This window comes from Novosphingobium aerophilum, from assembly GCF_014230305.1.
GTDB lineage: Bacteria > Pseudomonadota > Alphaproteobacteria > Sphingomonadales > Sphingomonadaceae > Novosphingobium > Novosphingobium aerophilum.
The window spans coordinates 78,116-104,792 of record NZ_JACLAU010000002.1 but is presented as its reverse complement, the minus strand read 5'-3'; the positions used below and the strand labels follow the sequence as shown (position 1 = coordinate 104,792).

The window sequence follows — 26,677 nt, the reverse complement described above, 5'->3', positions numbered from 1 at the left end:
CGAATGGCCGAAAACCGTGGTTTCCCGCGGGAATCCGGCGGGTCTGGCGCTGTCAGATTTACCGACAATTTACCCCTCGGGCCTAGACCCGCCAGGCGAGCCCGCGTGTTCCGGGCCTGGCTGCTGGCAGGGGTATGGTCCGACTTTTCAAGCACTACATCCCGCATGCGGTGATTCTGCTGGGCCTGTTCGACGCGGTGCTGCTGGCACTGGCGGGGGAACTGGGCTGGCGGATCCGCGCGGGGCAGATCGGCATGGACCTGGGCAATCCGCTGGATCGCGCCTGGGCCTTGACCGGGTTTGCCGTCGTCATGCTCACCGCGATGATCTCGGTCGGGGTCTATGGCGCCGATGCCACGCGTTCGCTGCGCTATGCCGCGGCGCGGATCCTGGTGGCGATCTCGCTGGGCACGATCGGGCTGTCGTTCATCGACTGGGCTTTGAAGGGCGCGCATTTCTGGCGCTCGACCCTGGCTTACAGCATGCTCAACGCGATCGTGTTCCTGATGGCCAACCGCATGGTCATCGGCGGCATTCTGGGCGCCAACGCGTTCCGCCGGCGGGTGCTGGTGCTGGGTGCCGGCGAACGGGCGAACCGCCTGCGGCAACTGGGAGAGCGCCCCGAGGTCGGTTTCGTCATCGTCGGCTACATCGGGATGAGCGATCAGACGCCGGTGATCGAGGAGGCGATCAACCGCAGCGCGATCCACAACCTCACCCGCTTTGTCGAGAACCTGGGCGTCAGCGAGGTGGTGCTGGCGCTGGAAGAGCGGCGCAATTCGCTGCCGCTGAAGGACCTGCTGCGGATCAAGACCGCGGGGGTCCACGTCAATGACTTCTCGAGCTTCCTGGAACGCGAGACCGGTCGGATCGATCTCGACACGGTCAATCCCAGTTGGTTGATCTTCTCGGACGGCTTTTCGTCAGGCCGCGCGGTGTCGAGCGTGGCCAAGCGCCTGTTCGATATCGCGGCCAGCTCGTTGCTGCTGGCGCTGACCTTTCCGGTGATCGCGCTGTTCGCGATCCTGGTGAAGCTGGACAGCCGTGGCCCGGCCTTCTTCCGCCAGACCCGCGTGGGGCTCTATGGCCAGCCGTTCAACGTCATCAAGCTGCGGTCGATGCGCCTCGACGCGGAGGCGGGCGGGGCGCAGTGGGCCACCCAGAACGACCCGCGGGTGACCCGCATCGGCAGTTTCATCCGCAAAGTGCGGATCGACGAGCTGCCGCAGACCTGGAGCGTGCTCAAGGGCGAGATGAGCTTCGTTGGCCCCCGTCCCGAGCGGCCCGAGTTCGTTGCCGATCTGGAAGAGCAACTGCCCTACTATGCCGAACGGCACATGGTGAAGCCGGGCATCACCGGCTGGGCGCAGATCAACTATCCCTATGGCGCCTCGATCGAGGATGCCCGCCAGAAGTTGGAATACGATCTCTACTACGCCAAGAACTACACGCCGTTCCTTGACCTGCTGATCCTGCTGCAGACGCTGCGCGTGGTATTGTGGCGGGAAGGGGCGCGTTGAGGTGAGCGACGGCTGGCACTTCACCGCCGGGCTGGCTCACCTCGCCGCGGCCTGCGCGGCGATGACGCTGGCGATCTGGTTGGCGGGACGGCGCTCGGCGGCCGGGGCCGCGGGCACGGCCCTGCTCGTCGCCCTGGTGCTGAGCGCGACCTGGGCGATGGCGATCGCCGCGACGAACGTCGATACCCATGTGGCGCACATGCTGGAGGCAGGGCGCAACCTGGCCTGGCTGTTCGTGGTCTATCGTCTGTTCAGCGCCGATGGCCGGCACACCCTGGTCCGTCCGATCCGGCCGGTCATGCTGTCGCTCGCCGCGATCGAGCTGTTCCAGATCCTCCAGGGGATCATCGCGCCCGGCTTCACCTTCGCGAGCAGCACGTCGGACGTGCTGTTCCATATGGCGATCATGTTCCGGCTGATGTTCACGATCGGCGGGCTGGTGCTGCTGCACAACCTCTATGGCGGAGCCTCGGTCTCGACCCGCGCGGTGCTGCACTGGCCGACGGTCGGGGTCGCCGTGCTGTGGCTGTTCGATCTCAACCTCTACACCGTCGCCTACCTGACCGGCGCCTGGCCCGACGAGCTGGCCGCGCTGCGCGGGTGCGCGCTGGTGGCGACGGTGGCGGCCCTGCTCCCGGGGATGACCGGCCGGCGCGCCGAGCTGCGCTTCAGCCCGTCCCGCGCGGTGGCCTTCGAACTCGCCTCGCTGCTGGGCATCGGGCTCTACCTGCTGGTGATGACCGCGCTGGGCAAGTGGCTGTCCTATGTCGGCGGCGGCTTTGCCAGCCTGTTCCGCTTCGGCTTCCTGCTGGCGGGCGTGGCGGCGGCCGCGCTGGTCCTGCCGTCGCGCCGGCTGCGCGGGTGGCTGAAGGTGACCCTCGTCAAGCACCTGTTCCGGCACCGCTACGATTACCGCGCCGAATGGCTGCGCTTCAACCGCACGATCGGCCGCGCCGGTTCGGGCAGCGCCCCGCTGGAGCAGCGCGCGATCCAGTCGCTGTGCGACATCACCGACAGCCCGGGCGGCCTGCTGCTGGGCCCCAACGATCATGCCGAGCTGGTGCTCTCCGCCGAATGGCAGTGGCGCACCGCCGAGGTGCCCGCCCCGGCGCTGTCGGCCGAAGCCTGCGCCTTCTTCGAGCGCACCGGCCTGATCGTCGACATGGATCAGGTGCGCCGCGGCGGCGATGCCCAGGGTGAAGGCAAGATCGTCCCGGCCTGGCTGCTGTGCGAACCGATGGCCTGGGCACTGGTCCCCCTGCTGCACTTCGATCGCCTGGTCGGCGTGGTCGTGCTCGCGCGTCCCAAGGTGGCGCGTATGCTCGACTGGGAGGATTTCGACCTGCTGCGGGTGGTCGGCCAGCAGCTCGCCTCGTACCTGGCCGAGCATGCCGGGCAGGACGCTCTGGCCGAGGCGGCCCGCTTCGACGAGTTCAACCGCCGCATCGCCTTCGTCATGCACGATATCAAGAACCTGGCCAGCCAGTTCAGCCTGCTGGCCCGCAATGCCGAGCGCCATGCCGAAAACCCGCAGTTCCGGGCCGACATGCTGGTGACCCTGCGCAACTCGGCCGAGAAGCTGAATGCGCTGATCGTGCGGCTCAACCGCTATGGCAAGAACGGCCGCGAGGCCCTGGTCGACTTCGATGTCGCCGCGCTTGCCCGGACCGTCGCGGGGCAATTCGACGGGCGCCACCCGGTGGTGGTCAATGTCGAGGGCGCCATCCCGCTGCTTGGCCATGCCGAAGCGCTGGAGCAGGCGCTGGTCCATTTGGTTCAGAACGGCGTCGACGCCAGCCTGCCCGGGACCCCGGTCTTCATCGGCCTCACCCGCGAGCCGGCCGGTGTGCGGATCGAGATCGTCGATTCCGGTGCCGGCATGAGCCCCGACTTCATCCGCACCAAGCTGTTCAAGCCCTTCGTATCGTCCAAGAGTGGCGGGTTCGGCATCGGCGCCTGCGAGGCCCGCGAGCTGGTCCACGGGATGGGCGGCCGGCTCGATGTCGAGAGCCGCGAGGGGATCGGGTCCCGTTTCATCATCCGCCTGCCGCTGGAGCCCGCAGCTTCGGCGAGCGAGGCCAGCGCGCCGCAGTCGGTGCCGCAGCAGAAGGTTGCCTGACATGTCCGAGCCCAAGCCCCCCCTGCTGGTCGTCGAGGACGATCCCGGGCTGCAGGCGCAGCTCAAGTGGGCCTATCCCGATTTCGAAGTCCACGTGGCCGGGGACCGCGCCAGCGCCATTGCCCTGCTGCGTGCCCTCGCGCCGGCGGTGGTCACGCTGGACCTGGGCCTGCCGCCCGATCCCGACGGCACCAGCGAGGGCATGGCCGTGCTCGACGAGATCATGGCGCTCAAGCCCGATACCAAGGTGATCGTCGCCAGCGGCCACGGCGCCCGCGAGAGCGCGCTGCAGGCGATCGCGCGCGGGGCTTACGATTTCTACCAGAAGCCGGTCGACATCGACACGATCGGCCTGATCGTCCGCCGGGCCTACCAGCTTCACCAGATCGAGGCGGAGAACCGCCAGCTCGCCGGCAAGGTGGGCGAGGAAAACCGCGTGCTCGGCCGGATGATCACCGCCGCGCCCGAGATGGTTAAGGTCGCGCGGACGATCGAACGGGTGGCCAACACCAGCGTTTCGGTGATGCTGCTGGGCGCCAGCGGCACCGGCAAGGAGCTGCTTGCCCGCGGGCTGCATGATGCCAGCAGCCGCTCGGCCGGCATGTTCGTAGCGATCAATTGCGCGGCAATCCCCGAGAACCTGCTGGAAAGCGAACTGTTCGGGCACGAGAAGGGCGCCTTCACCGGGGCGGTCAAGACCACCGAGGGCAAGATCGAACAGGCCGACGGCGGCACGCTGTTCCTGGATGAAGTGGGGGACATTCCGCTCCAGCTCCAGGTCAAGCTGCTGCGGTTCCTGCAGGAACGGGTGATCGAGCGGATCGGCTCGCGGCGGTCGATCCAGGTCGACACCCGGGTGGTCTGCGCGACGCACCAGAACCTGGAACAGATGATCGTCGACGGCCGCTTCCGCGAGGACCTGTACTATCGCCTCGCCGAAATCGTCGTGCGCATCCCCAACCTGGCCGAACGGCCGGGCGATGCGACGCTGCTGGCCAAGGCCTTCCTGCAGCGCTTCGCGCCGGAGATGAATCCCCAGGTCAAGGGCTTCGCGCCCGATGCCCTGGCCGCGATCGACGCCTGGTCCTGGCCCGGCAACGTCCGCGAGCTGGAGAACCGGGTCAAACGCGCGGTGATCATGGCCGACGGCAAGCTGGTTGGCGCGACCGATCTCGACCTGGCCGAGCCCGAGGAGGACGGCGCCCAGCCGCTGAACCTGAAGGCCGCGCGCGAGCAGGCCGACCGGCGCACCATCCGCCACGCCCTGGCGCGCAGCGAGGGCAACATTTCCAACACGGCCAAGCTGCTCGGGATCAGCCGGCCCACCCTGTACGATCTGCTCAAGCAGTATGACCTGCAGGTCTGACCTGCACCGGCTGCGCCGTCCGGGTCCGCTCCTGGCCGCAGTGCTGGTGATCGCGGCGCCGGCGCTGGCGGTCAGCGAGCGGAGCGGGGTGGCCTACCGCGAGGCCCTGGTCGCGCTCTCGCGCGGCGACGGGATTGCCGCCGAGGTCGCGCTGCGCAAGGCCGAGGCGGCGGGGATGGACCGCTCGGCGCTGGCCGCCCGGATGGGCGAAGCGCTGATCGATCAGGGTGACCTGCGCAAGGCGCGGGAATGGCTGGGGCCGGCACGGTTTGCTCCGGCCGACGCCGCTCACGGCTGGCGCATGCTCGGCCGCCTGGAAATGGCCGAGGGGCACTTGCCGGCTGCCGGCCGTGCCTTCGATCAGGCGCTGACGATAACGCCGCGCGACAGCCGCCTGTGGGTCGACATCGCGCGCCTGCGCTATCAGGGCGGGGAGCACACCGGCGCCATCGCCGCGGCCGAGCAGGCGGTGAACTTCGATCCCGAGAACGTCCGCGCGATCGAACTGCGCGGTCTGATGGTGCGCGACAGCTATGGTCTGCCCGCAGCCCTGCCGTGGTTCGAGGGCGGGCTCAAGCGGCGCCCGGACGACGTGCCGCTGCTGCTCGAATATGCCGCCACCCTCGGTGATCTGGGGCGAGCCCAGGACATGCTGACCGTCACGCGGCGGGTGATCGCGCTGGATGACCGCAATCCGCGGGGCTTCCTGCTGCAGGCCGTCCTGGCCGCGCGGGCCGGGCAGACCGAACTGGCGCGCCACCTGGTCGAACGGGCCGGGCGGCGCGCGCTGGACCGGCCCGGGGGACTGCTGCTGTCGGGTCTGCTCGAGCTTGAGGCCGGCAATGCCCATCTCGCGGTGGAGCAGCTCGACCGTCTGGTCCGGTTTCAGCCGGACAACGCGCCCGCCCGCCTGCTGCTCGCCCGGGCCCTGGCCGCCGCTGGCAACGATGACGAGCTGGTTGCCCGGTTCGGTGCCGAGGCAGCCACGGCTGGCGCATCGCCCTATCTGAAAACCCTGGTGGCCCGGGCGCACGAGAACCGGGGCGAACGGGACCAGGCGGCGCCCTTGCTCGATGCGGCGGCCCGCACGGTGACAGTGCCGCTGGTGCTTCTGCCGGGTGCGCCCGACGCCGGGCCCGGACCGGCCGGGGCGGTGCGTCGGGCGCGGGCCATGGCGGCTGCGGGGAATGTGGCCGGGGCGGGGACTGTTGCCGGGGCGGCCCTGGCGGCGCTGCCGGGATCGGCCGTGACCCGGCTCCTCGCCGGTGATGTCCAGGCCCTGCGCGGGGACTGCGCGGGGGCTTTGGCCCACTACCGCCAGGTGGCAGAAGTCCGCATGACCGATGGGCTGGTGCTGCGCGTCATCGGTTGCCTGCAGCGCATGGGGCAGGGCGGTGCGATTGCGCCCTTCGTCGCCCGGTTGCGGGTGGCCCGCCCACGCGACCCCCTGCTGCTGTGGATCGAAGCCGGGTTGACCGCCGAACGGGGCGACTGGTCTGCCGCAACGGACCGCCTGACGTACCTGTCCCGCTCGGGGCTGGGGCGCGATGCCGCTCTGCAACGCGATCTGGCGCGCGCAGCAGCCCGCGCCAAGCGGCCGGAGGTGGCCCGGCAGGCTGGTCTGGCGGCGTCGGAACTGCTGCCGCTGGCGGGTGATTCACGGTCCCCAGAGCAGCGCTGAATCCGCGCTTTTCAATTTCTTGTGAGCCAGAATCAAGAAAGGGCGCCGCTTTTCGCGGCACCCTTTCTCTCCTCTCCTAGACTCCCGGGCCCTGTTTATCCGCTAAACGGATCGCTGCAAGTCCGATCTGTGTCATAGAAAGTCGCTGCAACCGATTGCACGGGCCGTTTGTTGCTGGCCACCGGTGTCATGCGCACGAAACCCGGCGAGTGTGATACCTTTGCCTCAGTCGTCTGCCTCAGTCGTCGCTGCCGTGGCGTCGACGCCAGCGGATCGACCAGGCCAGCGAGGCCACGATCAGCACCGCCCCGATCAGCCCGGTGACCGTTTCGGGAATCGCGAAGCGCGCCGACAGCAGCATGATCCCGCCCAGCGCCAGGATCGCCCAGAAGGCGCCGTGCTCCAGATAGCGGTACTCGGCCAGGGTCCCCCGCTCAACCAGCAGGATCGTCAGCGAACGCACGAACATGGCCCCGATCGACAGGCCCAGGGCGATAATCACCATGTTGTTCGACAAGGCGAAGGCCCCGATCACCCCGTCGAAGCTGAACGAGGCATCCAGCACATTGAGATAGAGGAAGCCGCTCAACCCGGACCGGACCATGATCCCCGCCGCACGCTGCGCCGCCTCGCGCATTTCCAGCAGGGTGCCGATGGCCTCGACCGCGATGAAGGCCGCGATGCCCAGAATGCCGGCGACCAGGAAGGTCAGCGCCTCGGCTGTCTCGAGCAGCAGCGAAACGCCGTAGAGCGCCAGCAGCAGGCAGGCGATCTCCGCCGCCTTGATGTTCGAAACCAGGCTCAGCTTCTGCTCGATCGCCTTGATCCAGTGGATGTCCTTCTCCTCGTCGAAGAAGAAGCTCAGCCCGACCATGGCCAGGAAGGCGCCGCCGAACCCGGCGATGCCGATGTGGGCGCTGCTGACGATCGCCTCGTAGCGGACGGGATCGTTGAGCGAGAGGCGCAGCGCATCGAGGGGGCCCAATCGCGCGGCGATGCCGACGATCGCCAGCGGAAACAGCACCCGCATGCCGAACACGGCGATCACCATGCCCCAGGTGAGGAAGCGGCGGCGCCAGACGGGGTCCATCGTTTCGAGCACGGCGGCGTTGACCACCGCGTTGTCGAACGAGAGCGAGATCTCCAGCACCGAGAGGACCACCACGATCCACAGCAGCGCCAGGGTGCCCCCGGCCGTGCCGGTCTGGGTCCAGCCATAGGCGGCGCCCAGCCCCAGGCAAACCAGGGTGAAGATCACCGACCCGGCGAAATAGGACGAAAGCGGACGCTGCGCGGGTGCGGCAGCGGGAGCGGGGGTGGCGGTCATTTCGGCTGGTAGGTCTGTTCGATGCCGGGGAACGTGCGGCTGCGAACCTCGGCGGCATAGCGCGCGGCCGCACCCGAGATGATGTCGCCGATCGCCTCGTATCGCTTCACGAACCGGGGCACGCGCTCGAACATGCCGAGCATGTCTTCGGTCACCAGCACCTGACCGTCACAGCGCGCCGAACCGCCGATCCCGATCACCGGGCAGGGCACGGCTTCGGTCACGGCCACGGCGATCGGTTCGACCACGCCCTCGACCACGATGGCAAAGGCGCCGGCATCGGCCAGGGCCTGGGCATCGCGGACGATCTTGGCCGCCTCGGCCTCGCTGCGCCCGCGCGCGTTGTAGCCGCCCAGCACGTTGACCGCCTGCGGGGTCAGGCCGACGTGGCCCATGACCGGAATGCCACGCTCGGTCAGGAAGGCCACGGTCGGCGCCATGGCCTCGCCCCCTTCCAGCTTGATGCCTGCGCAGCTGGTCTCTTTCAACAGGCGCGCCGCGCTGGCGAAGGCCTGCTCCGGAGAAGCCTCGTAGGTGCCGAACGGCATGTCGACGATCACCACCGAATGGTAGGACCCGCGCACCACGGCGGCGCCATGGGCGGTCATCAGGTCCAGCGTGACCGGCACGCTCGACGGCAGGCCATAAATCACCTGGCCCAGCGAATCGCCGACCAGCAGGATATCGCAGTGCGGATCGAGCAACTGGGCCTGCCGCGCGGTATAGGCGGTCAGCATGACGATCGGCTCGACAGTCAGCCCGCCCTGCTTGCGCTGACGGATGGCCGGGACCGTCAGCCGCTTCATCGGCGCGGGGGTGGGATTGGCCCGGCTGGTGCTCGTATCGAGCTGGAAGGTGGTGGACATGCGCGCGGTCTTAGCGGCACCCGGAAGGAAGGTGAAGCGCTTCGGGACACACGCGGTGGAACGCCCGTCCATTCGGGAAAAACCCCTTGCGCGAAGCTGACCGGGCGCTAGCCTTAAAGGTTCAACCATCGCGGCCCGGTCAAGGCGCCGCTGCTAGGGGATTCCGCATGTTCGGACGCGTCAAGCCACTCGACGCCATTCTTGCCACTGCCGAAAAGAAATCACTCCACCGCTCGCTCGGCGCCTTCCAGCTCACCATGCTGGGGATCGGTGCGGTGATCGGCACGGGGATTTTCGTTCTCACCGCCGAGGCCGCGCAGAAGGCCGGTCCCGGCATGATGCTCAGCTTCGTGATCGCCGGCGTGGTCTGCGCCTTCGCGGCGCTGTGCTACGCCGAAATGGCCGCGATGGTCCCGGTTTCGGGCTCGGCCTACACCTATTCCTACGCCGTCATGGGCGAACTGATCGCCTGGATGGTCGGTTGGGCGCTGATCCTCGAATATGCGGTCGCCGCCGGGGCGGTCAGCGTCGGCTGGTCCGGCTATGTGGTCGGCCTGATCGAGAACGTGTTCCACATCGATATTCCCAACATGCTGGTGCGCGGGCCGTTCGATGGCGGGCTGATCAACCTGCCGGCCATGCTCATCGCCGGTCTGGTCACCTGGCTGCTGGTGATCGGGACCAAGGAAAGCGCCACGGTCAACGCCGCGCTGGTGGTGATCAAGGTCTCGGCGCTGACGCTGTTCATCATCCTGGCGGTGCCGGTGATGAACATGGAACGCTTCAGCCCGTTCATGCCGCTCGGCTTCGGCGGGGTCGGCGCGGCGGCGGCCTCGATCTTTTTCGCCTATGTCGGCTTCGACGCCGTCTCGACCGCCGCGGAAGAGACCAAGAACCCGCAGCGCAACATGCCGATTGGCCTGATCGGCAGCCTGACCATCTGCACGATCTTCTACCTGCTCGTCGCGGCCGGGGTCATCGGCTCGGTCGGCGCGCAGCCGATGCTGGGCGCCATGGGCGAGGGGCTCGAGCCCGGCAGCCCGGAACTGGCCGCCAGTTGTGCCGCAGTGGCGGATCAGGCCGTGGTCTGCTCGAAGGAGGCACTGGCCTGGACCCTGCGCCAGATCGGCTGGCCGCAGATCGGCAACCTGGTCGGCCTCGCCGCCGGCCTGGCGCTGCCCTCGGTGATCCTGATGATGATGTTCGGCCAAACCCGCATCTTCTTCGTGATGAGCCGCGACGGGCTGCTGCCGGCGATGTTCTCGAAGATCCACCCGCAGTACAACACGCCGCACGTGATCACGATCCTGACCGGGATCGGCGTGGCGCTGTTCGCCGCCTTCTTCCCGGTGGGTCTGCTCGCCAACATCTCGAACTCGGGCACGCTGTTCGCCTTTGCCGCGGTGTCGTTCGCGGTGCTGGTGATCCGTCGCAAAGATCCGAGCCGCCACCGGCCGTTCCGCACCCCGTTCATCTACCTGACCGCGCCGCTCTCGATCGCGGGTTGCGGCTACCTGTTCTTCTCGCTGGACGACAAGAGCAAGCTGCTGTTCGTGATCTGGGCAGTGATCGGACTGTTCGTCTACTTCGCCTACAGCCGCAGCCGCAGCCATGTCGGCCTGGGCACGGTCGAAGTGCACGAGGACGATGCCGATGCCCCGCCGCAGCCGGTCCCCCCGTTGCCGGGCGTCCCCACCCCGGGCGGTCCCCAGGCCTGACCGGACGGGCTTGCCCCGCTGACACGGAAAGGGCCGTCCGATGGGCGGCCCTTTCTCGTTGCGGGGGACGTCAGGACGGACGTGGCGGCCATCCTGATCGGAGGAGGGCAACGGCGTGACCGTTCGGACGGGGTGGTCAGGTCCGTCAATGGAACGTATAAGGAACAAATGCCCGAACTCCCCCTGCTCGACCGTGTCGCCATTCTCGCCGATGCCGCCAAGTACGATGCCTCCTGCGCCTCATCGGGCACGGCCAAACGGACCAGCAAGGGCGGCAAGGGGATCGGTTCGACCGAGGGTTCGGGGATCTGCCACGCCTATGCCCCCGATGGCCGCTGCATCTCGCTGCTGAAGATCCTGCTGACCAACCACTGCGTGTTCGATTGCCATTATTGCATCAACCGCAAGAGCTCGAACGTGCGCCGCGCGCAGTTCACCCCGCAGGAGGTGGTCGATCTGACGCTGTCGTTCTACCGCCGCAATTACATCGAGGGGCTGTTCCTCTCCTCGGGCATCGTCAAGAGCTCGAACCACACGATGGAGCAGCTGATCGAGGTCGCCCGCATCCTGCGCCAGGAGCATGACTTTCGCGGCTACATCCACCTCAAGACCATTCCCGAGGCCGATCCCGAGCTGGTCCGGCAGGCGGGCCTCTGGGCCGACCGGGTCTCGATCAATGTCGAGCTGCCGACCGTCGCCGGGCTGACCCGGCTCGCGCCCGACAAGAACATCACGACCATCGAAGGCGCGATGGGCGGCGTGCGCGAAGCGATCGTCGAAGCCAGGGACGCGCGCAAGCGCTTCCGCCATGCGCCGCGCTTCGCCCCCGGCGGGCAGTCGACCCAGATGATCGTCGGGGCCGACGGCGCCACCGACAGCGACATCGTCACCCGCTCCAGCCGGCTCTATGGCCAGTTCGGGCTGCGCCGCGTGTACTATTCGGCCTTCAGCCCGATCCCGGATGCCAGCGCGGTCCTGCCGCTCAAGCGCCCGCCGCTGCTGCGCGAACACCGGCTCTACCAGTCCGACTGGCTGATGCGCTTTTATGGCTTCGCCGCGCAGGAGGTGGCCCAGGCGGCGGGGGCGGACGGGATGCTCCCGCTCGACATCGATCCCAAGCTGGCCTGGGCGCTGCGCTTTCGCGACCGGTTCCCGGTGGACGTCAACCGCGCCCCGCGCGAGGCGCTGCTGCGCGTGCCGGGGCTGGGGGTGCGGGCGGTGGGCGCGCTGATCGCCGCGCGGCGCCATCGCCGCCTGCGCCTGGAGGACGTGGCGCGGCTGACCGTGTCGCTCGCCAAGCTGCGCCCGTTCATCGTCACGGCGGACTGGCGCCCGACCCTGCTGATTGACCGGCAGGACCTGCGCGAGGTGATCGCGCCGCCGCGGGCTGCCCAACTGGAGCTGTTCGCGGCCTGATGGTCCCGCCTGCTTCGCCGCTGGTGGTGGCGCTGAGCGCCGCCGATGACCTGGCCGAATGGCGCGAGCGGGCGCGGGCGCTGATCGCCGCCAGGATCGCGCCCGACGGCGTGCTGTGGAGCGAACCGGGCGGCGCGGCCGGCGATCTCTTTGCCGTAGCTGCCCCGGCGGATTGCCCGCCCGTGGCCGCCACGGCGGCGATCCGGGCGCCGCGCGCCTTCCTGCAACTGGCCGGGAGCGCCGTGCTTCACTGCGATTCCCGGCGCTTCGACCTGCTCTATCGCCTGCTCTGGCGGCTGCAGCGCCAACCCCGGCTGATCGAGGACGGTGCCGACCCCGATGTCCGCCGCCTGCACGACCTGGCCCGGGCGGTGCGGCGCGACATCCACAAGATGCGCGCCTTCGTCCGGTTCCGCCGCGTGAGTGAGCCCGATGGTGGCGAGCGCTATGTCGCCTGGTTCGAGCCGCAGCACCACATCCTGCGCGCGAATGCCCGGTTCTTCGTCAACCGGTTCACGGCGATGCGGTGGACCATCCTGACCCCGGCGGGCTCGCTCGACTGGGATGGCGCGACCCTGCGCGAAGGCCCGCCCGCCACGCGCGCCGACGCCCCGGGTGCCGATGCGGCCGAGGACCTCTGGCGCACCTACTATGCCTCAATCTTCAACCCCGCCCGCCTCAAGGTGGGTGCCATGCTCAAGGAAATGCCCCGCCGCTATTGGAAGAACCTGCCCGAGGCGACGCTGATCCCCGAGCTGATCGCCGGGGCCCAGGCGCGCGAGGTGGCCATGGTGCAGGCGGGCGCGATCGATTTCGGCGATCGGCCGGCCACGCTCGCGGCGGTCGCGACCGGGATCGCCGCCTGCCGCCGCTGCGCGATCGGCTGCAATGGCACGCGGGCGGTGATGGGCGAGGGCCCGGCCCGGGCCGCGCTGATGATCGTCGGCGAGCAGCCGGGCGATGTCGAGGAGGAGCAGGGGCGGCCCTTCGTCGGTCCGGCCGGACGCCTGCTGCGCCAGCATCTCGAGCGGGCCGGGATCGTCGCGGAACGGGCCTACGTCACCAACGCGGTCAAGCATTTCAAGTTCGAACCGCGCGGCCCGCGACGCCTCCACCAGTCGCCGACCGCAGGGGAGATCGATCATTGCCGCTGGTGGCTCGACAGCGAGCGCGCGCTGGTTCGCCCGCAGGTGGTTCTGGCGCTGGGGGCAAGTGCGGCGCGGGGGCTGCTGGGCCGGACCGTCTCGGTGCAGCGCGAACGGGCGCGACCCATGCCATTGGATGACGGGTCCGAACTCTGGATCACCACGCACCCGTCCTATCTGCTGCGCCTGCCGGAGGACAGCCGCGCCGCCGAGGAGGAACGGTTCGCGGCGGACTTGCGCGCCGTGGCGGTGCGGGTGTGATGCGGGCCACGCGCAGGGGCCGGACCAATCACCCCTGCTGCTTCACCTCGATCACCCGCCCGTCGAGCATCGTCACCCGCACGTCGGCCACTTCGGCGATCGCCGGGTCGTGGGTGACGCAGACCACGGCGCGGCCCTGTTCGTGGGCCAGTTGGCGGAACAGGTCGACCACCCGGGCGGAATTGACGCTGTCGAGGTTGCCGGTGGGTTCGTCCCCCAGCACCAGCGCGGGATCGTTGGCCAGGGCCCGCGCGACCGCGACGCGCTGGCGTTCCCCGCCCGACAGCTTGTCGGGGGACTTGTGGGCCTTGTCGGCCAGTCCCATGAAGCCCAGCAGTTCCAGCGCGCGGGCCTCGGCCGCTGCCAGCGACAGCCGCCCGAGCCGGCGCATCGGGATCATCACGTTTTCCAGGGCGTCGAATTCGGGCAGCAGGAAGTGGAACTGGAAGACGAAGCCGAATCGCTCCAGCCGCAGCTTGGCGCGCTCGTCGCCGCTGAGCGGGGTCACGTCCTGCCCTTCCAGCAGGAGCCGCCCCCCGGTGGGCCGGTCGATCAGGGCCAGCAGATAGAGCAGCGAGCTCTTGCCGCACCCCGATGGTCCGACGATCGCGGTGAACTTGCCCGGTTCGATGACCAGGTCGGCGTCGGCCACCAGGGTGACCGGCGGATCGCCGGGCAAGGTGCGGACGAGGTGTTCGGCGCTCAGCAGCGGGACATGGGCCGCTGCCCGGGCCGGGGCCTGAAGCGGAGGTGGCTGTGGCGGCCCGTTCATACCGCGCCCCGCAGGATATCGACCGGATCGACCCGCGCCGACTTGCGCGCCGGCAGCCAGGCCGCGACGATCCCGGCGGTGAGCGAGGCGGCGGCGGCGATCAGGTATTGCCGGCTGCTGCGGTCGAGCGGGATATGCTGGATCTCGCCCCGGATCGGGAATTCCAGCGACCCCAGCACGGCCATCAGGGCAAAGCCGAGCAGCCATCCGGCGATCACGCCGATCACCGCCAGCGCCAGCCCTTCCATCACGAAGATCAACTGGAGATCGCCCTGGGAAAACCCGATCGAGCGCAGGATCGCGATATCGCGCCGCTTGTCGGCCACGCTGTTCGAAACCGCGGTGTAGATTCCGAAGCTCGCCACCAGCAGGATCGCCGATACCACCGTGTACATGATCACGTTGCGGGTCAGCAGCAGGCCGAGGAAGTCGGCCGAGCGCTCCTGCCAGGATTCCGCCTTGTAGGCATGGCGGGCCTCGATCCGCTTGGCCACGGCATCGGCCTGGTAGGGGTCGGCCAGCTTGACGCCGATGCGGTTGATCACGAAGGGGCGGCCGAGCAGCGATTGGGCTTCGCGCAGCAGCATGTAGCCCTGTCCGGCCCCGAGCTGGGCCTGTCCCTTCTTGAACAGTGCGACGATGCGCAGGCTGCGGCTCGCCCCGCGGGCCGATGTGGCCGAAACGATGTCCCCCATGCTCAGCCCCAGCCGCTGCGCCAGCTCCTCGCTGACGATGATCCCGCCCTGGGTGCGCTCCAGATCGATCAGCCGGCCGGATCGCAGCTTGTCGCCGATGGTGGTGACGCGCGCCTCGATCGCCGGATCGATCCCGACAATGCCCAGCGCCTCCTCGCGGCCGCCCAGTCGCAGGGTCACCGCGCCGGACAGGCTGGGGCTGCCGATTGCACCGGGAATCGCGTCGACCTCACGCAGGATGCGCTGCCAGTCCTTGATGCCGCGCACCTCGTTGCGAACCTTGTAGCCGCGCAGCGCGACCGCGCCCTCGCCATAGACCCGTCGGCCCGGCTGGGGCTGGGGGCTGCGCAGTTCGTCGGACACGATGATGTGCGGGGCGGCGTCGATCAGGGTCTTCACGAAGTCGCTCTGGCTGCCCACCATCAGCGCCGAGACCGCCAGGAAAAAGCCCACGCCAACCGCCACGCCGCTGACCGCGACCATGGTCTGGCGCCGCCGCACCAGCAGGTGCTTCGCGGCGATGTGCAGCAGCAGGCCCAGCCGTCCCGCCACTCAGGGTACTGCCGGCGCGGGTGGACGGTTGGCCGGTTGGGCCGCGGGCCCGGTCCTGACCCGCTGGCCCTCGGCCAGGCCTTCCGGAGCATTGATCACCACCGTGTCGCCAGCGGCCAGACCGGCCAGAACCTCGATCATGTCGGGCCCGACGATCCCGGTACGCACCGGGCGGCGATGAACCTGTCCGGCCGTCACCACCCACACCCGGCCATCGCGCACCGCATCCGCCGGCACCAGCAGGGCCGGCTCGTGACGCTGCGTGACGATGTTGACCTCCAGCGACAGGCCCAGCGGCAGATCGGTGGCCGGGGTGGCCAGCCTGACTCGGAAGGCCCGCTGAGTGGGATCGCCGCCCGGGGTCACCTCGCTGACCGTGGCGCCGATCGTCCGGCCGGCCCAGGCATCGCTGGACATCAGCGCCACTTGTCCCGGACGGATCCGGGTGATGTCGCGTTCGTCCACCGTGGCGGTGACGCGCACCCGGGTCGGATCGCCCAACTGGGCGAGGACCCGGTTCGGGGTGGCGAGCTCGCCGGGCTCGATATCGCGCTTGGTCACCACTCCGTCGATCTCGGCGCGGACCACCAGTTGCCCCTGGCGGGCCCCTGCGGTCGCCTGGGCGGCGCGGGCGGCGTCGGCATTGGCGACGGCCTGATCGCGGGCCGCACGGGTCACCCAGCCCTGGCGAAACAGGGTCAGCGTCCGCTGCTCGGTCTGCTCGGCCGCGCGCCGCTGCGCCGCCGCCTGGGCGACCAGCGCCTGCTGTTCCTCGTCGGCCAGCACGAACAGGGGCTGTCCCCGGGTCACCCAGTCCCCTTCGGCGACCAGCACCCGGACGACCGGAGCGGTGATCCGGGCCTGGACCGCCACCGGCTGACGCGCCTCGACAAAACCGGTGGCGTAAACCAGCTCGACCGCAGGCCCGGTGCGGACCGTGGCGACCGTCACGGGCACCGCGCGGCCGTGCCAGGCCAGCGCCGCAGCCGCCGCGCCAGCCACGACGACGATCAGGGCCAGGACCCGGCTGCCTCGAAGTTTCACGCCACTGCCTCCGCCTCGACCACCCGTGACTCTAGCCGAGCCATGGTCCTCCGCAAGCCGTGCCACGCCAGGCGGTGCGGGTCGTTGATCTGGCGCAGCCGATCACGCCGCTCAGACAGCCTCGAGTGAGTATCCGGCCGAGCGGACCGTGCGCACCGGATCGGGCACGCCGGGCAGTTCGATCCCCTTGCGCAGGCGGCGAATGTGCACGTCGACCGTGCGCAGTTCGATGTCGCTGCCGTTGCCCCACACCGCGTCGAGCAGTTGATTGCGCGAGAACACGCGCCCGGGGTGCTCCATGAAGTGGCGGAGCAGGCGGAATTCGGTCGGTCCCAGCGCGATCGTTGTGCCGCGGCGGGTGACCCGATGCGCGGTGGCGTCAAGGGTCAGATCGCCCACCGCCAGAACCTCCCCGGCCAGCGCGGGGCGGATGCGCCGCATGATCGCATTGACCCGGGCCACCAGCTCGCGCGGGGAGAAGGGCTTGGTCACATAATCGTCGGCGCCGGTCTCCAGTCCGCGCACGCGATCATCCTCGGCCTCGCGCGCGGTCAGCATCACGATCGGGACATGCGCGGTCTGCTTGTCCCGGCGCAAGCGGCGGCAGACCTCGATCCCGCTGGTCCCCTCGATCATCCAGTCGAGGATCACGACATCGGGCACCTGCTCGGTGGCCAGCAGCAGGGCCTCGTCCCCGTCATCGGTGCGGGTGACGGCATAGCCTTCGGCCTTGAAGCGGAACTCGACCAGCTCGGCCAGGGCCTGGTCATCCTCGACCAGCAGCAGCCTCGGTTGCGACATGGTTGTTCTTCCCCCGTTTGCCGGATCAGCCGGCGGACTGACGTTCATCGCGGTCGGTCAGGTAAAGCCCGGTGGCCGCGTAATGGACCATTTCGGCGACATTGGTGGCATGGTCGCCGATGCGTTCGATATTGCGCGCGACCAGCATCAGTTCGGCGCCCGACGTGATCGACGCCGGGTGCTCCATCATGTGGGTCAGCAGGTTGCGGAAAATGCTGTCGTAGAAGGCGTCGACCTTGGCATCGCGCGTGACCACGTCGATCGCCAGTTGCGGATCGCGCGCGGCGAAGGCCGTCATCACGTCGTGGACCATCCCGCCCGCGATCTCGGCCATGGCCGGGATCAGGGTCAGCGGCTCGAACCGCTTGCGGTTCTCCACGCGCTTGGCGCTGCGGGCGATGTTCTTGGCATAGTCGCCGATGCGTTCCAGCACGCCGGCGATCTTCAGCGCACCGATCACCTCGCGCAGGTCGTCGGCCATCGGGGCGCGCAGGGCGATCACGCGGACGGCCAGCTTGTCGACCTCCATCTCCAGCGCGTCGATCCGCTTGTCGCGGGCGATGACCGCATCGGCCAGGCTCTCGCTGCCCCGGACCAGCGCCGCCAGCGCCTCCTCGATCGCCAGTTCGACCAGCCCGCCCATCTCGGCGATCAGGCCGCGCAGCCGGGTGATGTCCTCGTCGAACGCCTTGACGGTGTGTTCCTGGGCCATGGCCTATCGTTCCTGTGCCTCAGCCATAGCGGCCGGTGATGTAATCCTTGGTCCGCTCTTCCCGTGGGTTGGTGAAGATGTCCGAGGTCTTGCCGTATTCGACCATCCGGCCGAGGTGGAAGAAGGCGGTGCGCTGCGACACGCGGGCCGCCTGCTGCATCGAATGGGTGACGATGACGATCGCGTAGCGGCCCTTCAGCTCGCCGATCAGCTCCTCAATCCGGGCCGTGGCGATCGGGTCGAGCGCCGAGCATGGCTCGTCCATCAGGATCACCTCGGGGTCGACCGCGATGGCCCGGGCAATGCACAGCCGCTGCTGCTGGCCGCCGGACAGGGCGGTGCCGCTGTCCGACAGGCGATCCTTGACCTCGTCCCACAGGCCGGCCCGGCGCAGGGAGCGTTCGACGATGGCGTCCAACTCGGTGCGGTTGACCGCCAGGCCATGGATGCGCGGACCGTAGGCGACGTTCTCGTAGATCGACTTTGGGAAGGGGTTGGGCTTCTGGAACACCATGCCGACCCGGGCGCGCAACTGCACCACGTCCAGGTCCGAACGGTAGATGTCCACGCCATCGAGCCGAACCTCGCCTTCGACGCGGGCATTGGCGATCGTGTCGTTCATCCGGTTGAAGGTGCGCAGCAGCGTGGACTTGCCGCAGCCCGAAGGCCCGATGAAGGCGGTGACATATTCGGTGCCGATGTCGATCGAGACGCGGTCGAGCGCCTGCTGGTCGCCATAGAACACCGAGACGTCGCGCGCCGCGATCTTGGCCTCGACCGGGTCCAGTTCGTGATAGGTGGTCACAGGCGTTTCTCGAAGCGGTTGCGCAGATGGATGGCCAGGCCATTCATCGCGAGCAGGAACAGCAGCAGGACGATGATCGTGGCGCTGGTGCGCTCGACGAAGCCGCGGTCGATCTCGTCGGACCACAGGAAGATCTGCACAGGCAGGACGCTGGCCGGGGCGGTCAGGCCGGCGGGCGGAGTGGCCACGAAGGCCCGCATGCCGATCATGAGCAGCGGAGCGGTTTCGCCCAGCGCCCGGGCCATGCCGATGATCGTGCCGGTCATGATCCCGGGCATAGCCAGCGGCAGGACGTGGTGGAACACCACCTGGATACGGCTGGCGCCGATCGCCAGCGCGGCATCGCGGGCCGAGGGCGGCACGGCCCCGATCGCGGCGCGGGCCGAGATCACGATCACCGGCATGGTCATCAGCGCCAGGGTCATGCCGCCGATCAGCGGGGCGGAGCGCCAGCTCGGGAACAGTCCCACGAACAGGGCCAGTCCCAGCAGCCCGAAGATGATCGAGGGCACGGCCGCGAGGTTGCTGATCGACACCTCGATCAGATCGGTCCAGCGGTTCCGCGGCGCATATTCCTCCAGATAGACTGCGGCCAGCACGCCGATCGGAAAGGCCAGGGCCATGGTCACGGCCATGGTCAGGAGCGAACCCTTGAGCGCCCCCCAGATCCCGACCGACTGCGCGTGGGTGGAATCGGCGCGGGTCAGAAAGCCCGGATCCCAGGCCCGGACCAGCTTGCCCTGCGCGGCCAGCCGGGTGGCGAGAGGGCGCAGGCGGCGCTGTCCATCGCCGCGCTGGGCGGCGGCGAGGTTGTCGCTGGCGGGAAGGGACAGGACCACGCGGCGCTGCAGCAGGCCGGGATCGGCGATGATCGCCCGGGCCACCTCGCGCCAGGCGTCGGGATCGAGCTCGGCTGCGCCGTCGGGGCCGAGGCTGGCCGCGGCGGCCTGTCCCAGCACCTGCGACAGACCGGCCTGGCGCAGCGCCGGCAGGGCGTCGATCGCGCCGAGGCGGGCGGGCTCGACCCGCAGGCCCGCCCTGGCGAAATCGACCGGGACGCGCAGCTCGGTGCGGCGGAACCCGGACATGCCGTTGCCGATCATCGTCACCAGCAGGAACAGCAGGGCCGCCACCGAACAGGCGATCGCGGCCAGCCCCAGCGCGCGGAAGCGGCGCTCGGCCGCATAGCGGGCCTTGAGCCGGCGCGCGGCGCGATCACCGTCGGCCGCACCAGCGTCCGTAGAGGCCCGCTCAGTCATAGGCCTGCCGGAACCGCAGCACGACCCGCAGCGCCACGAAATTCAGCGCCAGCGTCACCAGGAACAGGACCATGCCCAGGGCGAAGGCCGACAGCGTCGCCGGGTGATCGAAGCTGCCCTCGCCGGTCAGCATGGCCACGATCTGGAAGGTCACGGTCGTCATCGATTCGAACGGGTTGGCGGTCAGCCGCGCGGTCGCGCCGGCCGCCATGACCACGATCATGGTCTCGCCGATGGCGCGGCTGATCGCCAGCATGATCCCGGCGACGATGCCCGGCAGGGCGGCGGGGATCAGCACCCGGTGGATCGTCTCGAAGCGGGTCGCGCCCAGCGCCAGGCTGCCGTCGCGCATCTCGGCCGGGACCGCCGCGATCGCATCGTCCGCCATCGAGGAGACGAACGGGATGATCATGATGCCCATCACCAGCCCGGCCGCCAGCGCGCTCTCGGACGAGGGATTGGCTAGGCCCAGCGCTTCGCCCAGGCGACGGACTGCCGGCGCCACGGTGAGCGCCGCGAAGTAGCCGTAGACAACCGTGGGCACCCCGGCGAGCATCTCGAGCATCGGCTTGACCCAGCGCCGCAGGGCGGGCGAGGCGTACTGGGTCAGATGGATCGCGCTCATCAGGCCGAGCGGGATCGCCACCAGCATGGCGATCACCACGCCGATCGCGAAGGTCCCCCAGAACAGGGGCAGGGCGCCATAGCTGTCCGTAGCAACCGGGCCAACATCGGCCATCGGATCGGGCGACCAGTGGTTTCCGAACAGGAAGTCGCCCGGGGGAACGAAGCGGAAGAAACGCCAGGTTTCGGCCAGCAGCGAGGCGAAGATGCCGAAGGTGGTCAGGATCGCCGCCAGCGAGGCGAGCAGCAGCGCGGCCATGATCATCCGCTCGACCTGGGTCCGTGCCCTGAAGTCGGGGCGCAGGCGCAGGAAGGCCCAGGTCCCGGTGGCGAAACCCAGCAGCAGGGTCACGGCCAAACCCACCTGGGCATAATGCGCGATCGCCTGCTCGAAAGCGGGCACCAGCGTGCGGGCCAGCGGGTGGAAGGCACCGGTCGCGTGCCGGGTCGCCAGGGCCCCGGCCTCGGCCAGGATTGCATCGCGCAGGATGCCCTCGGCCGGCAGGGCCGCTGCGGCAGGGGCCTGCAGCACGCGCATCACCACCAGGCCCGGGCTGAATGCGCTCCAGGCCAGAGCGAAGAGCCCCGCCGGCAGCCCGGCGCACAGCGCGACGAACCAGGCATGATACTGCGGTCGCGAATCGAGCCGCCCGCCCGGTCGGGCCCGGCGGAAGATCCGGGCCCGCGCCCGGGCCACCAGCCAGCCGACCGTGGCCAGGCCCAGCACCAGCAGCAGGGGTATCACCGGGGACAAGGCCGCGTACCCTCCATGCTAGTTCAACCCGGCCGGATCGAGGGGCGCCATGGCCGCCGCGATCCGGGCATTGCTGGCCCGCACCGCGTCCGGTTCAACCACCATGCCCTGCCGGGCAAGCAGGCCGTCCGGCCCCCAGGAAGCGACCCATTCGGCGACGAAGGCCTTCAGCCCGGGGATCGCCTCGAGGTGGGCGGCCTTGACGTAGATGTAGAGCGGACGGGCCCCGGGGTAGCGGAAGTCGGCGATCGTCGCATAGCTCGGCGTCACGCCGTCAAGCGTCAGCCCTCGCAGCCGGTCCCCGTTCTCTGCCAGATAGCTGTAGCCGAACACTCCCACCGCCCGGGGATTGGCCTGCAACTTCTGCACGACGAGATTGTCGTTCTCGCCGGTGTCGACATAGGCCCCGTCGCTGCGCACATCGGTGCAGGTCGCTGCATAACGGACCCGGTCCCGCGCCTTGAGCGCCACCATGGCCGGATCGCTTTCACAGCCCCTGACGAGGACCAGTTCCTTCAGCGCGTCGCGCGTCCCCGAGGTGGAGGGCGGGCCATAGACGAGGATCGGCTCGGCGGGCAGCGCCGGGTTGACGTCGGACCAGCGCCGCGCCCGGTTGGGCAGGCCAAAGGGCCGGGCCGCAATGGCCTTGTAGATATCGACCGGGCTGAGCGCGAAACGGGCGGGACCGCTCGCCGCCTCGGCGAAGGCGATGCCGTCCAGGCCGACCTGGATCTCGACGATGCGGTCCACCCCGTTCCGGGCACATTCGGCATATTCCGTGCGCCTGATCCGCCGCGAGGCGTTGGCGATATCGGGAAAGCTGGCCCCCACGCCCTTGCAGAACAGCTTCAGCCCTGCGCCGGTCCCGTTGGCCTCGATGATCGGCGACTTGATCCGGGGATCGGACTTGGCCAGCGAATCCGCCACGGCCTTGGCGAAAGGATAGACCGTGGACGATCCGACGGCCCGGATCTGATCGCGCGGGGTCCCGAATCCGGCGTCGCAGCCGCCCAGCAGGCCGGCCAGGCCGAGGACACAAAGCGCCGGGGCCAGAGCCGTGAAGCCAGTAGCCGCACGGGCAGATGCCCGTCCCGCCATGCTGCCGTTCACTGGCCCATCCTGCACATCTGTCACACGCTCCGCCGCGCCAACCGTGCCGGCGCTCTGTGAAACAATCGTGACACCTTCATGACAGACCGGCCGCAGGCGGGGCAACAGCCGCAGTCGGCACCGGCAGAGCCACGGTGACGGTCGTGCCGACGCCCAGAGTGCTGGCAATATCGAGCTGGCCGCGGTGCCGTTCGACGATGTGCTTGACGATCGCCAGACCAAGCCCCGTGCCGCCAGCGCCGCGGCTGCGTCCGGGATCGGTGCGGTAGAACCGCCGGGTGAGGTGAGGGAGGTGTTCCGGAGCGATCCCGGCGCCTTCATCGGCAACCAGCAGATCGACTCCCCGGCGTGTGCCGGTCCGCAGGGTGATCCGCACCGGCCGCTGGGCGTCGCCATACTTCAGCGCATTGTCGATCAGGTTGCGGACCAGTTGTTCCAGCTGGGTCCGGTCGCCGCGGACATCGACCGGGCCGCCCGCCAGGTCCATGGAGATCCGGTCCCTTCCGGCAATCGCCTGGGCCTCACCGGCCACCCGCTCGACCAGTCGGACCAGATCGACTGTCTGGTCGGGCAGATCGTGCTTCTCGGCCTCGACCTGCGACAGCGACATCAGATCGGACACCAGCGCCTGCATGCGCCGGGCCTCCCGCAGCACCGTGGCGTGGAACCGCTCGCGCGTGGTTGCATCGATGTCGGCGCCGCTGTCCTGCAAGGTTTCGACATAGCCGATGATCGCCGCCAGCGGGGTGCGCAGCTCATGGCTGGCATTGGCGACGAAATCGGTCTGGGCCCGGCTCACGTCGGCCTCGCTGGTGCGGTCGAGCAGTTCTATCAGACAGGCGCCTGCATCGATCCGGCGGCGGGTGAGCTGCCAAAGGGTCCGACTGCCGAGGAACCCGGACACGCTGACGCTGCCGTCCTCGTCCCGGTCGAGCAATTGCATGGCATCGGGATGGCGGAACGCGATCCGGGCGTCCTGCCCCAGGATGTGTTCGCCCAGCGCGGCCCGCGCGGGCGCATTGGCCGCCGCGATCCGCCCCCGTTCGATCAGGATCAGGGGAATGCCCACGGCTTCCAGCACGGCTTCCCGCGTGGCCGCGACGATCTGGGCGGTGTCGATGTCCGGCAGCGGCGTCGGCGGCTCATGCCGGAACAACCACAGCGAGGCCGACCACAACACCACGATCCCCAGCACCAGCAGCGGATCGGACCCGGTCGACAGCATGGCGCCGCCGCCGATCAGCGCGAGAATCGTGCCGGCCCAGGGCTTGGGTTGCTCGCCAGTCATCACCCGCGCAACTAGCCGGGCGGCGGTTCCGTCGCCACAAGAGTTTTGTGACACGACCAGGTCAGGAAAAGGACCGTGCGGCGGCTTTGGTGACCCCTACGGGAATCGAACCCGTGTTTCAGCCGTGAGAGGGCCGCGTCCTGACCGCTAGACGAAGGGGCCACGGTAGCCACGTGGCGTGGTCAATCCGGCCGGGCCCGATGGCGCTGGCCGAAAGAGATGGTGACCCCTACGGGAATCGAACCCGTGTTTCAGCCGTGAAAGGGCCGCGTCCTGACCGCTAGACGAAGGGGCCGCCCCGGCTCGCGCCGGAGAGAGCGCGCCTTTAGGTTGATCGCCCGCAGGGGTCAACCCCGGAATTGCAATGGCACCGGGCACCTGCCCCTTGGCACAGGGCCGTCGGCGGCAAGCCGCCCGGCAGCGGGCCTTCAGTCGAGGAAGGCGGCGTCATCGATGTGGAGTTCGGCCTGGGGCCGGCTCGCCCAGTCGTCGATCTTGGCGCGGCCCGCCAGCCACAGCCGCCGATCGCGGGTGCCGTGGAGCAGGGCCTGACCCAGCTCGCCCGAGGCGGCCCGAAACGCCATGGCCTTGAAGCTGGCGCCGTCATCGCCGCGCACGATCAGGCGGACGTGATCGTTCCCCACGGTATCGGCCTTGACCACGCGCACCGGGCCGACCGCCACGCGCGGTGCCGGCCAGCCCATGCCGAAGGGCCCGGCGCTTTCCAACTGTTCGATCAGGGCGGGGGTCAGCCCGCGCGGGGTCAGTCCCAGGTCCAGCGTCAGCGCCTGGTTCGCCATGGCCGCCATGACCGTCGCGCCGAGCCGCGCGTCGAGCCAGTTGGCCAGGGCGTTGAGCTGTCCGGGATCGATCGTCAGCCCCGCCGCCATGGCATGACCGCCGCCCGCGACCAGCAGGCCCGCCTCGCGCGCGGCAATGATCGCGGCGCCCAGATCGACCCCGGGGATCGAGCGGCCGGAGCCTTTGCCGTGGCCCGCCTCGTCGGCCTCCAGGGCAATCACCAGCGTCGGCTTGCCGGTCTTCTCCTTGAGCCGCCCGGCCACGATCCCGATCACCCCCGGGTGCCAGCCCGCGCCGGCCAGCACCAGCACGGCGCGGTTGTGCTGCCCGTCCAACTGGGCCTCGGCGGCCTCCTGCACGGCCTGCTCGATCGCTCGGCGTTCCTCGTTCAGCGCCGAAAGCTGCGCAGCGATGGCACGGGCCTCGTCCGGGTCCTCGGTGGTCAGCAGGCGCACGCCCAGGGTCGATTCGCCGACCCGGCCACCGGCGTTGATGCGCGGGCCGAGCGCGAAGCCCAGGTCGCTGCAGGTCGGCGCGCGGTTGAGCCGGCTGGCGTCGATCAGTGCGGCCATGCCGATGTTGTCGCGCCGGGCCATGACCTTCAGCCCCTGGGCCACCAGCGCGCGGTTGAGACCGTGGAGCGCGGCCACGTCGGCCACCGTGCCCAGGGCGACCAGATCGAGCAGGGCGAACAGGTCCGGCTCGGGCCGGGCGGCGAAGAAGCCGCGACTCCGCAGGCAGCGCACGATCGCCACGGCAAGCAGGAACGCCACCCCCACGGCCGCCAGGTGGCCATGGGCGGCGCCGGTGTCGCTCTCGTCCAGGCGGTTGGGATTGACCAGCGCGGCTGCGCGGGGAAGCTCGGCCGAACACTTGTGGTGATCGACCACGATCACGTCGATCCCGGCCGCAGCGGCCATGGCCAGGGCCTCGTGGGCCATGGCCCCGCAGTCGACCGTGACGATCAGGCTGGAGCCCTCGCGGCCCAGGCGGACCAGCGCCTCGCCCGAGGGGCCATAGCCTTCCAGCAGGCGATCGGGGATGTAATAGCCGGCGGGCAGGCCCAGCGCCCGCAGCAGACGCACCAGCAGGGCCGCACTGGTCGCCCCGTCGACATCGTAGTCCCCGTAGATAGTCACCGTCTCGCCGCCGAGCACGGCCTGGGCCAACCGCTCGGCCGCCGGGTCCATGTCGCGGAAGTGCGAGGGATCGGGCAGGAAGGTCCGCAGCGAGGGGTTGCGGTGCCGCTCCAGATCCTCGCGCGGAACCCCGCGCGACAGCAGGAGCTGGGCCACCAGATCGTCGTCGATCCGGCCGTCCGGCTCGATTCCTTCATCCGGTCCCGCAGCGCCCAGGTCCATGTTCCCGCCGCGCCAGCGCCATTGCCGGCCGGTCAGCGAGCGGGTGATCCCGGAAAGGGCTGACGCACGTGATGCCATGCCCGCCGGTTACTGCATGGCGGCGCGGGCGGAAAGTGGAGCCGATCCGAAACTTCGTGATAAGCGGGGGGCGTCGTCCTGGAGGCAAGCCCGTTGACCGTTCCCCCGCGCACCCTGCTGATCGTCTGGCACAGCCGCACCGGCGCCGCCGAGGCCCTGGCCCGCGCGGCCGGGGACGGGGCGGGGGCGGCGGGTCGCTTGCTGCCCGCCAGTGCCTGCCAGCCGGCCGACCTGATCGCCGCGGCGGGCTATCTGTTCGTCGGTCCGGAAAACCTTGGGGCCTTGAGCGGGGTGCTGAAGGAGATGTTCGATCGCTGCTATTACCCGCTGCTCGGCGCGATCGAGGGGCGGGCCTATGCGACGATCGTGGCGGCGGGATCGGACGGCAGCGGGGCCCAGCGCCAGATCGACCGGATAGTGACCGGCTGGCGCCTGCGGCGCGTGGCCGAACCACTGATCGTGAACCTCGCCGCCCAGACCCCCCAGCAGATCATGGCCCCCAAGACGGTGCCGGCCCCGGCGCTGGCCGAGGCCCGGACCCTGGGCCAGGCCCTGGCGAGCGGCCTGGAGCTCGGCGTGTTCTGATGACTGGCCGGGCCGGC

21 protein-coding genes and 2 tRNA genes are annotated in these 26,677 nt (G+C 69.5%); 8 read left to right on the top strand and 15 right to left on the bottom strand.

All coding sequences use genetic code 11. The annotated features are described in order from the left end of the window. Nucleotides 1-134 precede the first annotated feature (134 nt). From H7F49_RS02620 to H7F49_RS02605, 4 genes are read left to right on the top strand one after another with little or no spacing between them, the layout of a single operon-like run. Complete coding sequence (locus tag H7F49_RS02620; RefSeq protein ID WP_185682016.1) at nucleotides 135-1,520, top strand: TIGR03013 family XrtA/PEP-CTERM system glycosyltransferase; 1,386 nt, start codon at nucleotides 135-137, stop codon at nucleotides 1,518-1,520. Nucleotide 1,521: 1 nt separating this feature from the next. Next, a complete protein-coding gene (gene prsK / locus H7F49_RS02615) occupies nucleotides 1,522-3,639 on the top strand; it encodes an XrtA/PEP-CTERM system histidine kinase PrsK (RefSeq protein WP_328806472.1) in 2,118 nt (705 codons plus the stop codon). A 1-nt stretch (nucleotide 3,640) separates the two neighbouring features. Then, on the top strand, nucleotides 3,641-5,005 hold the full coding sequence (gene prsR, locus H7F49_RS02610; RefSeq protein ID WP_185682015.1) for a PEP-CTERM-box response regulator transcription factor: 1,365 nt from the start codon (nucleotides 3,641-3,643) through the stop codon (nucleotides 5,003-5,005). Beyond that, nucleotides 4,989-6,686 carry a tetratricopeptide repeat protein gene (locus tag H7F49_RS02605; RefSeq protein WP_185682014.1) on the top strand — a complete coding sequence of 566 codons (1,698 nt, stop codon included), beginning with the start codon at nucleotides 4,989-4,991 and terminating at the stop codon, nucleotides 6,684-6,686. The genes prsR and H7F49_RS02605 overlap by 17 nt, the downstream gene beginning before the upstream one ends. Nucleotides 6,687-6,924: 238 nt before the next feature. On the opposite strand, the gene H7F49_RS02600 is transcribed toward H7F49_RS02605, so the two are convergent. Together H7F49_RS02600 and panB are read right to left on the bottom strand one after the other, a co-directional pair. Then, entirely contained in the window at nucleotides 6,925-8,013 is a 1,089-nt protein-coding gene (locus H7F49_RS02600; protein WP_185682013.1) for a DUF475 domain-containing protein, read from the bottom strand. After that, nucleotides 8,010-8,879 (bottom strand): 3-methyl-2-oxobutanoate hydroxymethyltransferase, encoded by an 870-nt coding sequence (panB, locus tag H7F49_RS02595; protein ID WP_185682012.1) that lies wholly within the window; start codon nucleotides 8,877-8,879, stop codon nucleotides 8,010-8,012. The genes H7F49_RS02600 and panB overlap by 4 nt, the downstream gene beginning before the upstream one ends. Nucleotides 8,880-9,046: 167 nt before the next feature. Between panB and H7F49_RS02590 the strand changes: the two genes are divergently transcribed. The 3 genes from H7F49_RS02590 (at nucleotide 9,047) to H7F49_RS02580 (ending at nucleotide 13,419) form a co-directional block, all read left to right on the top strand. Next, on the top strand, nucleotides 9,047-10,597 hold the full coding sequence (locus H7F49_RS02590) for an amino acid permease (RefSeq protein ID WP_185682011.1): 1,551 nt from the start codon (nucleotides 9,047-9,049) through the stop codon (nucleotides 10,595-10,597). Nucleotides 10,598-10,765: 168 nt separating this feature from the next. Next, entirely contained in the window at nucleotides 10,766-12,013 is a 1,248-nt protein-coding gene (locus H7F49_RS02585) for a putative DNA modification/repair radical SAM protein (protein WP_185682010.1), read from the top strand. After that, entirely contained in the window at nucleotides 12,013-13,419 is a 1,407-nt protein-coding gene (locus H7F49_RS02580) for a UdgX family uracil-DNA binding protein (RefSeq protein ID WP_185682009.1), read from the top strand. The genes H7F49_RS02585 and H7F49_RS02580 overlap by 1 nt, the downstream gene beginning before the upstream one ends. Nucleotides 13,420-13,447: 28 nt before the next feature. Here the strand turns inward: H7F49_RS02580 and H7F49_RS02575 are convergent, their stop codons facing one another. The 13 genes from H7F49_RS02575 to recJ all read right to left on the bottom strand — a co-directional run bounded on the left by H7F49_RS02575 (nucleotide 13,448) and on the right by recJ (nucleotide 26,075). Then, the gene (locus H7F49_RS02575) at nucleotides 13,448-14,191 is read right to left on the bottom strand and encodes an ABC transporter ATP-binding protein (RefSeq protein ID WP_185682008.1); all 744 of its coding nucleotides are present in this window, start codon (nucleotides 14,189-14,191) and stop codon (nucleotides 13,448-13,450) included. After that, nucleotides 14,188-15,438, bottom strand: a complete 1,251-nt coding sequence (locus H7F49_RS02570) for an ABC transporter permease (RefSeq protein WP_185682007.1) — start codon at nucleotides 15,436-15,438, stop codon at nucleotides 14,188-14,190. The genes H7F49_RS02575 and H7F49_RS02570 overlap by 4 nt, the downstream gene beginning before the upstream one ends. Continuing rightward, the gene (locus tag H7F49_RS02565) at nucleotides 15,439-16,482 is read right to left on the bottom strand and encodes an efflux RND transporter periplasmic adaptor subunit (RefSeq protein WP_328806470.1); all 1,044 of its coding nucleotides are present in this window, start codon (nucleotides 16,480-16,482) and stop codon (nucleotides 15,439-15,441) included. A gap of 111 nt (nucleotides 16,483-16,593) precedes the next feature. Continuing rightward, nucleotides 16,594-17,283 carry a phosphate regulon transcriptional regulator PhoB gene (gene phoB / locus H7F49_RS02560; RefSeq protein WP_185682006.1) on the bottom strand — a complete coding sequence of 230 codons (690 nt, stop codon included), beginning with the start codon at nucleotides 17,281-17,283 and terminating at the stop codon, nucleotides 16,594-16,596. Between the two features lie 25 nt (nucleotides 17,284-17,308). Continuing rightward, the gene (phoU, locus tag H7F49_RS02555) at nucleotides 17,309-17,995 is read right to left on the bottom strand and encodes a phosphate signaling complex protein PhoU (protein ID WP_185682005.1); all 687 of its coding nucleotides are present in this window, start codon (nucleotides 17,993-17,995) and stop codon (nucleotides 17,309-17,311) included. A gap of 19 nt (nucleotides 17,996-18,014) precedes the next feature. Continuing rightward, entirely contained in the window at nucleotides 18,015-18,800 is a 786-nt protein-coding gene (gene pstB / locus H7F49_RS02550; protein WP_185682004.1) for a phosphate ABC transporter ATP-binding protein PstB, read from the bottom strand. Next, nucleotides 18,797-20,059, bottom strand: coding sequence for a phosphate ABC transporter permease PstA (gene pstA, locus H7F49_RS02545; protein WP_185682003.1), 1,263 nt, complete (start codon nucleotides 20,057-20,059; stop codon nucleotides 18,797-18,799). The genes pstB and pstA overlap by 4 nt, the downstream gene beginning before the upstream one ends. Next, nucleotides 20,052-21,437 (bottom strand): phosphate ABC transporter permease subunit PstC, encoded by a 1,386-nt coding sequence (gene pstC / locus H7F49_RS02540; protein WP_185682002.1) that lies wholly within the window; start codon nucleotides 21,435-21,437, stop codon nucleotides 20,052-20,054. Before pstC ends, pstA begins: the two co-directional genes overlap by 8 nt. Nucleotides 21,438-21,455: 18 nt before the next feature. After that, nucleotides 21,456-22,535, bottom strand: coding sequence for a substrate-binding domain-containing protein (locus tag H7F49_RS02535; protein ID WP_185682164.1), 1,080 nt, complete (start codon nucleotides 22,533-22,535; stop codon nucleotides 21,456-21,458). Nucleotides 22,536-22,623: 88 nt separating this feature from the next. Next, nucleotides 22,624-23,835, bottom strand: coding sequence for a sensor histidine kinase (locus tag H7F49_RS02530; protein WP_185682001.1), 1,212 nt, complete (start codon nucleotides 23,833-23,835; stop codon nucleotides 22,624-22,626). 87 nt (nucleotides 23,836-23,922) lie between these two features. Continuing rightward, nucleotides 23,923-23,997: transfer RNA gene (locus H7F49_RS02525), tRNA-Glu, on the bottom strand. 58 nt (nucleotides 23,998-24,055) lie between these two features. Beyond that, nucleotides 24,056-24,130 (bottom strand) — tRNA-Glu (locus tag H7F49_RS02520). A 133-nt stretch (nucleotides 24,131-24,263) separates the two neighbouring features. Beyond that, entirely contained in the window at nucleotides 24,264-26,075 is a 1,812-nt protein-coding gene (recJ, locus tag H7F49_RS02515; RefSeq protein WP_185682000.1) for a single-stranded-DNA-specific exonuclease RecJ, read from the bottom strand. A gap of 93 nt (nucleotides 26,076-26,168) precedes the next feature. On the opposite strand from recJ, the gene H7F49_RS02510 reads away from it, so the two are divergent. Continuing rightward, the gene (locus H7F49_RS02510) at nucleotides 26,169-26,660 is read left to right on the top strand and encodes a flavodoxin family protein (RefSeq protein ID WP_185681999.1); all 492 of its coding nucleotides are present in this window, start codon (nucleotides 26,169-26,171) and stop codon (nucleotides 26,658-26,660) included. Nucleotides 26,661-26,677 lie beyond the last annotated feature (17 nt).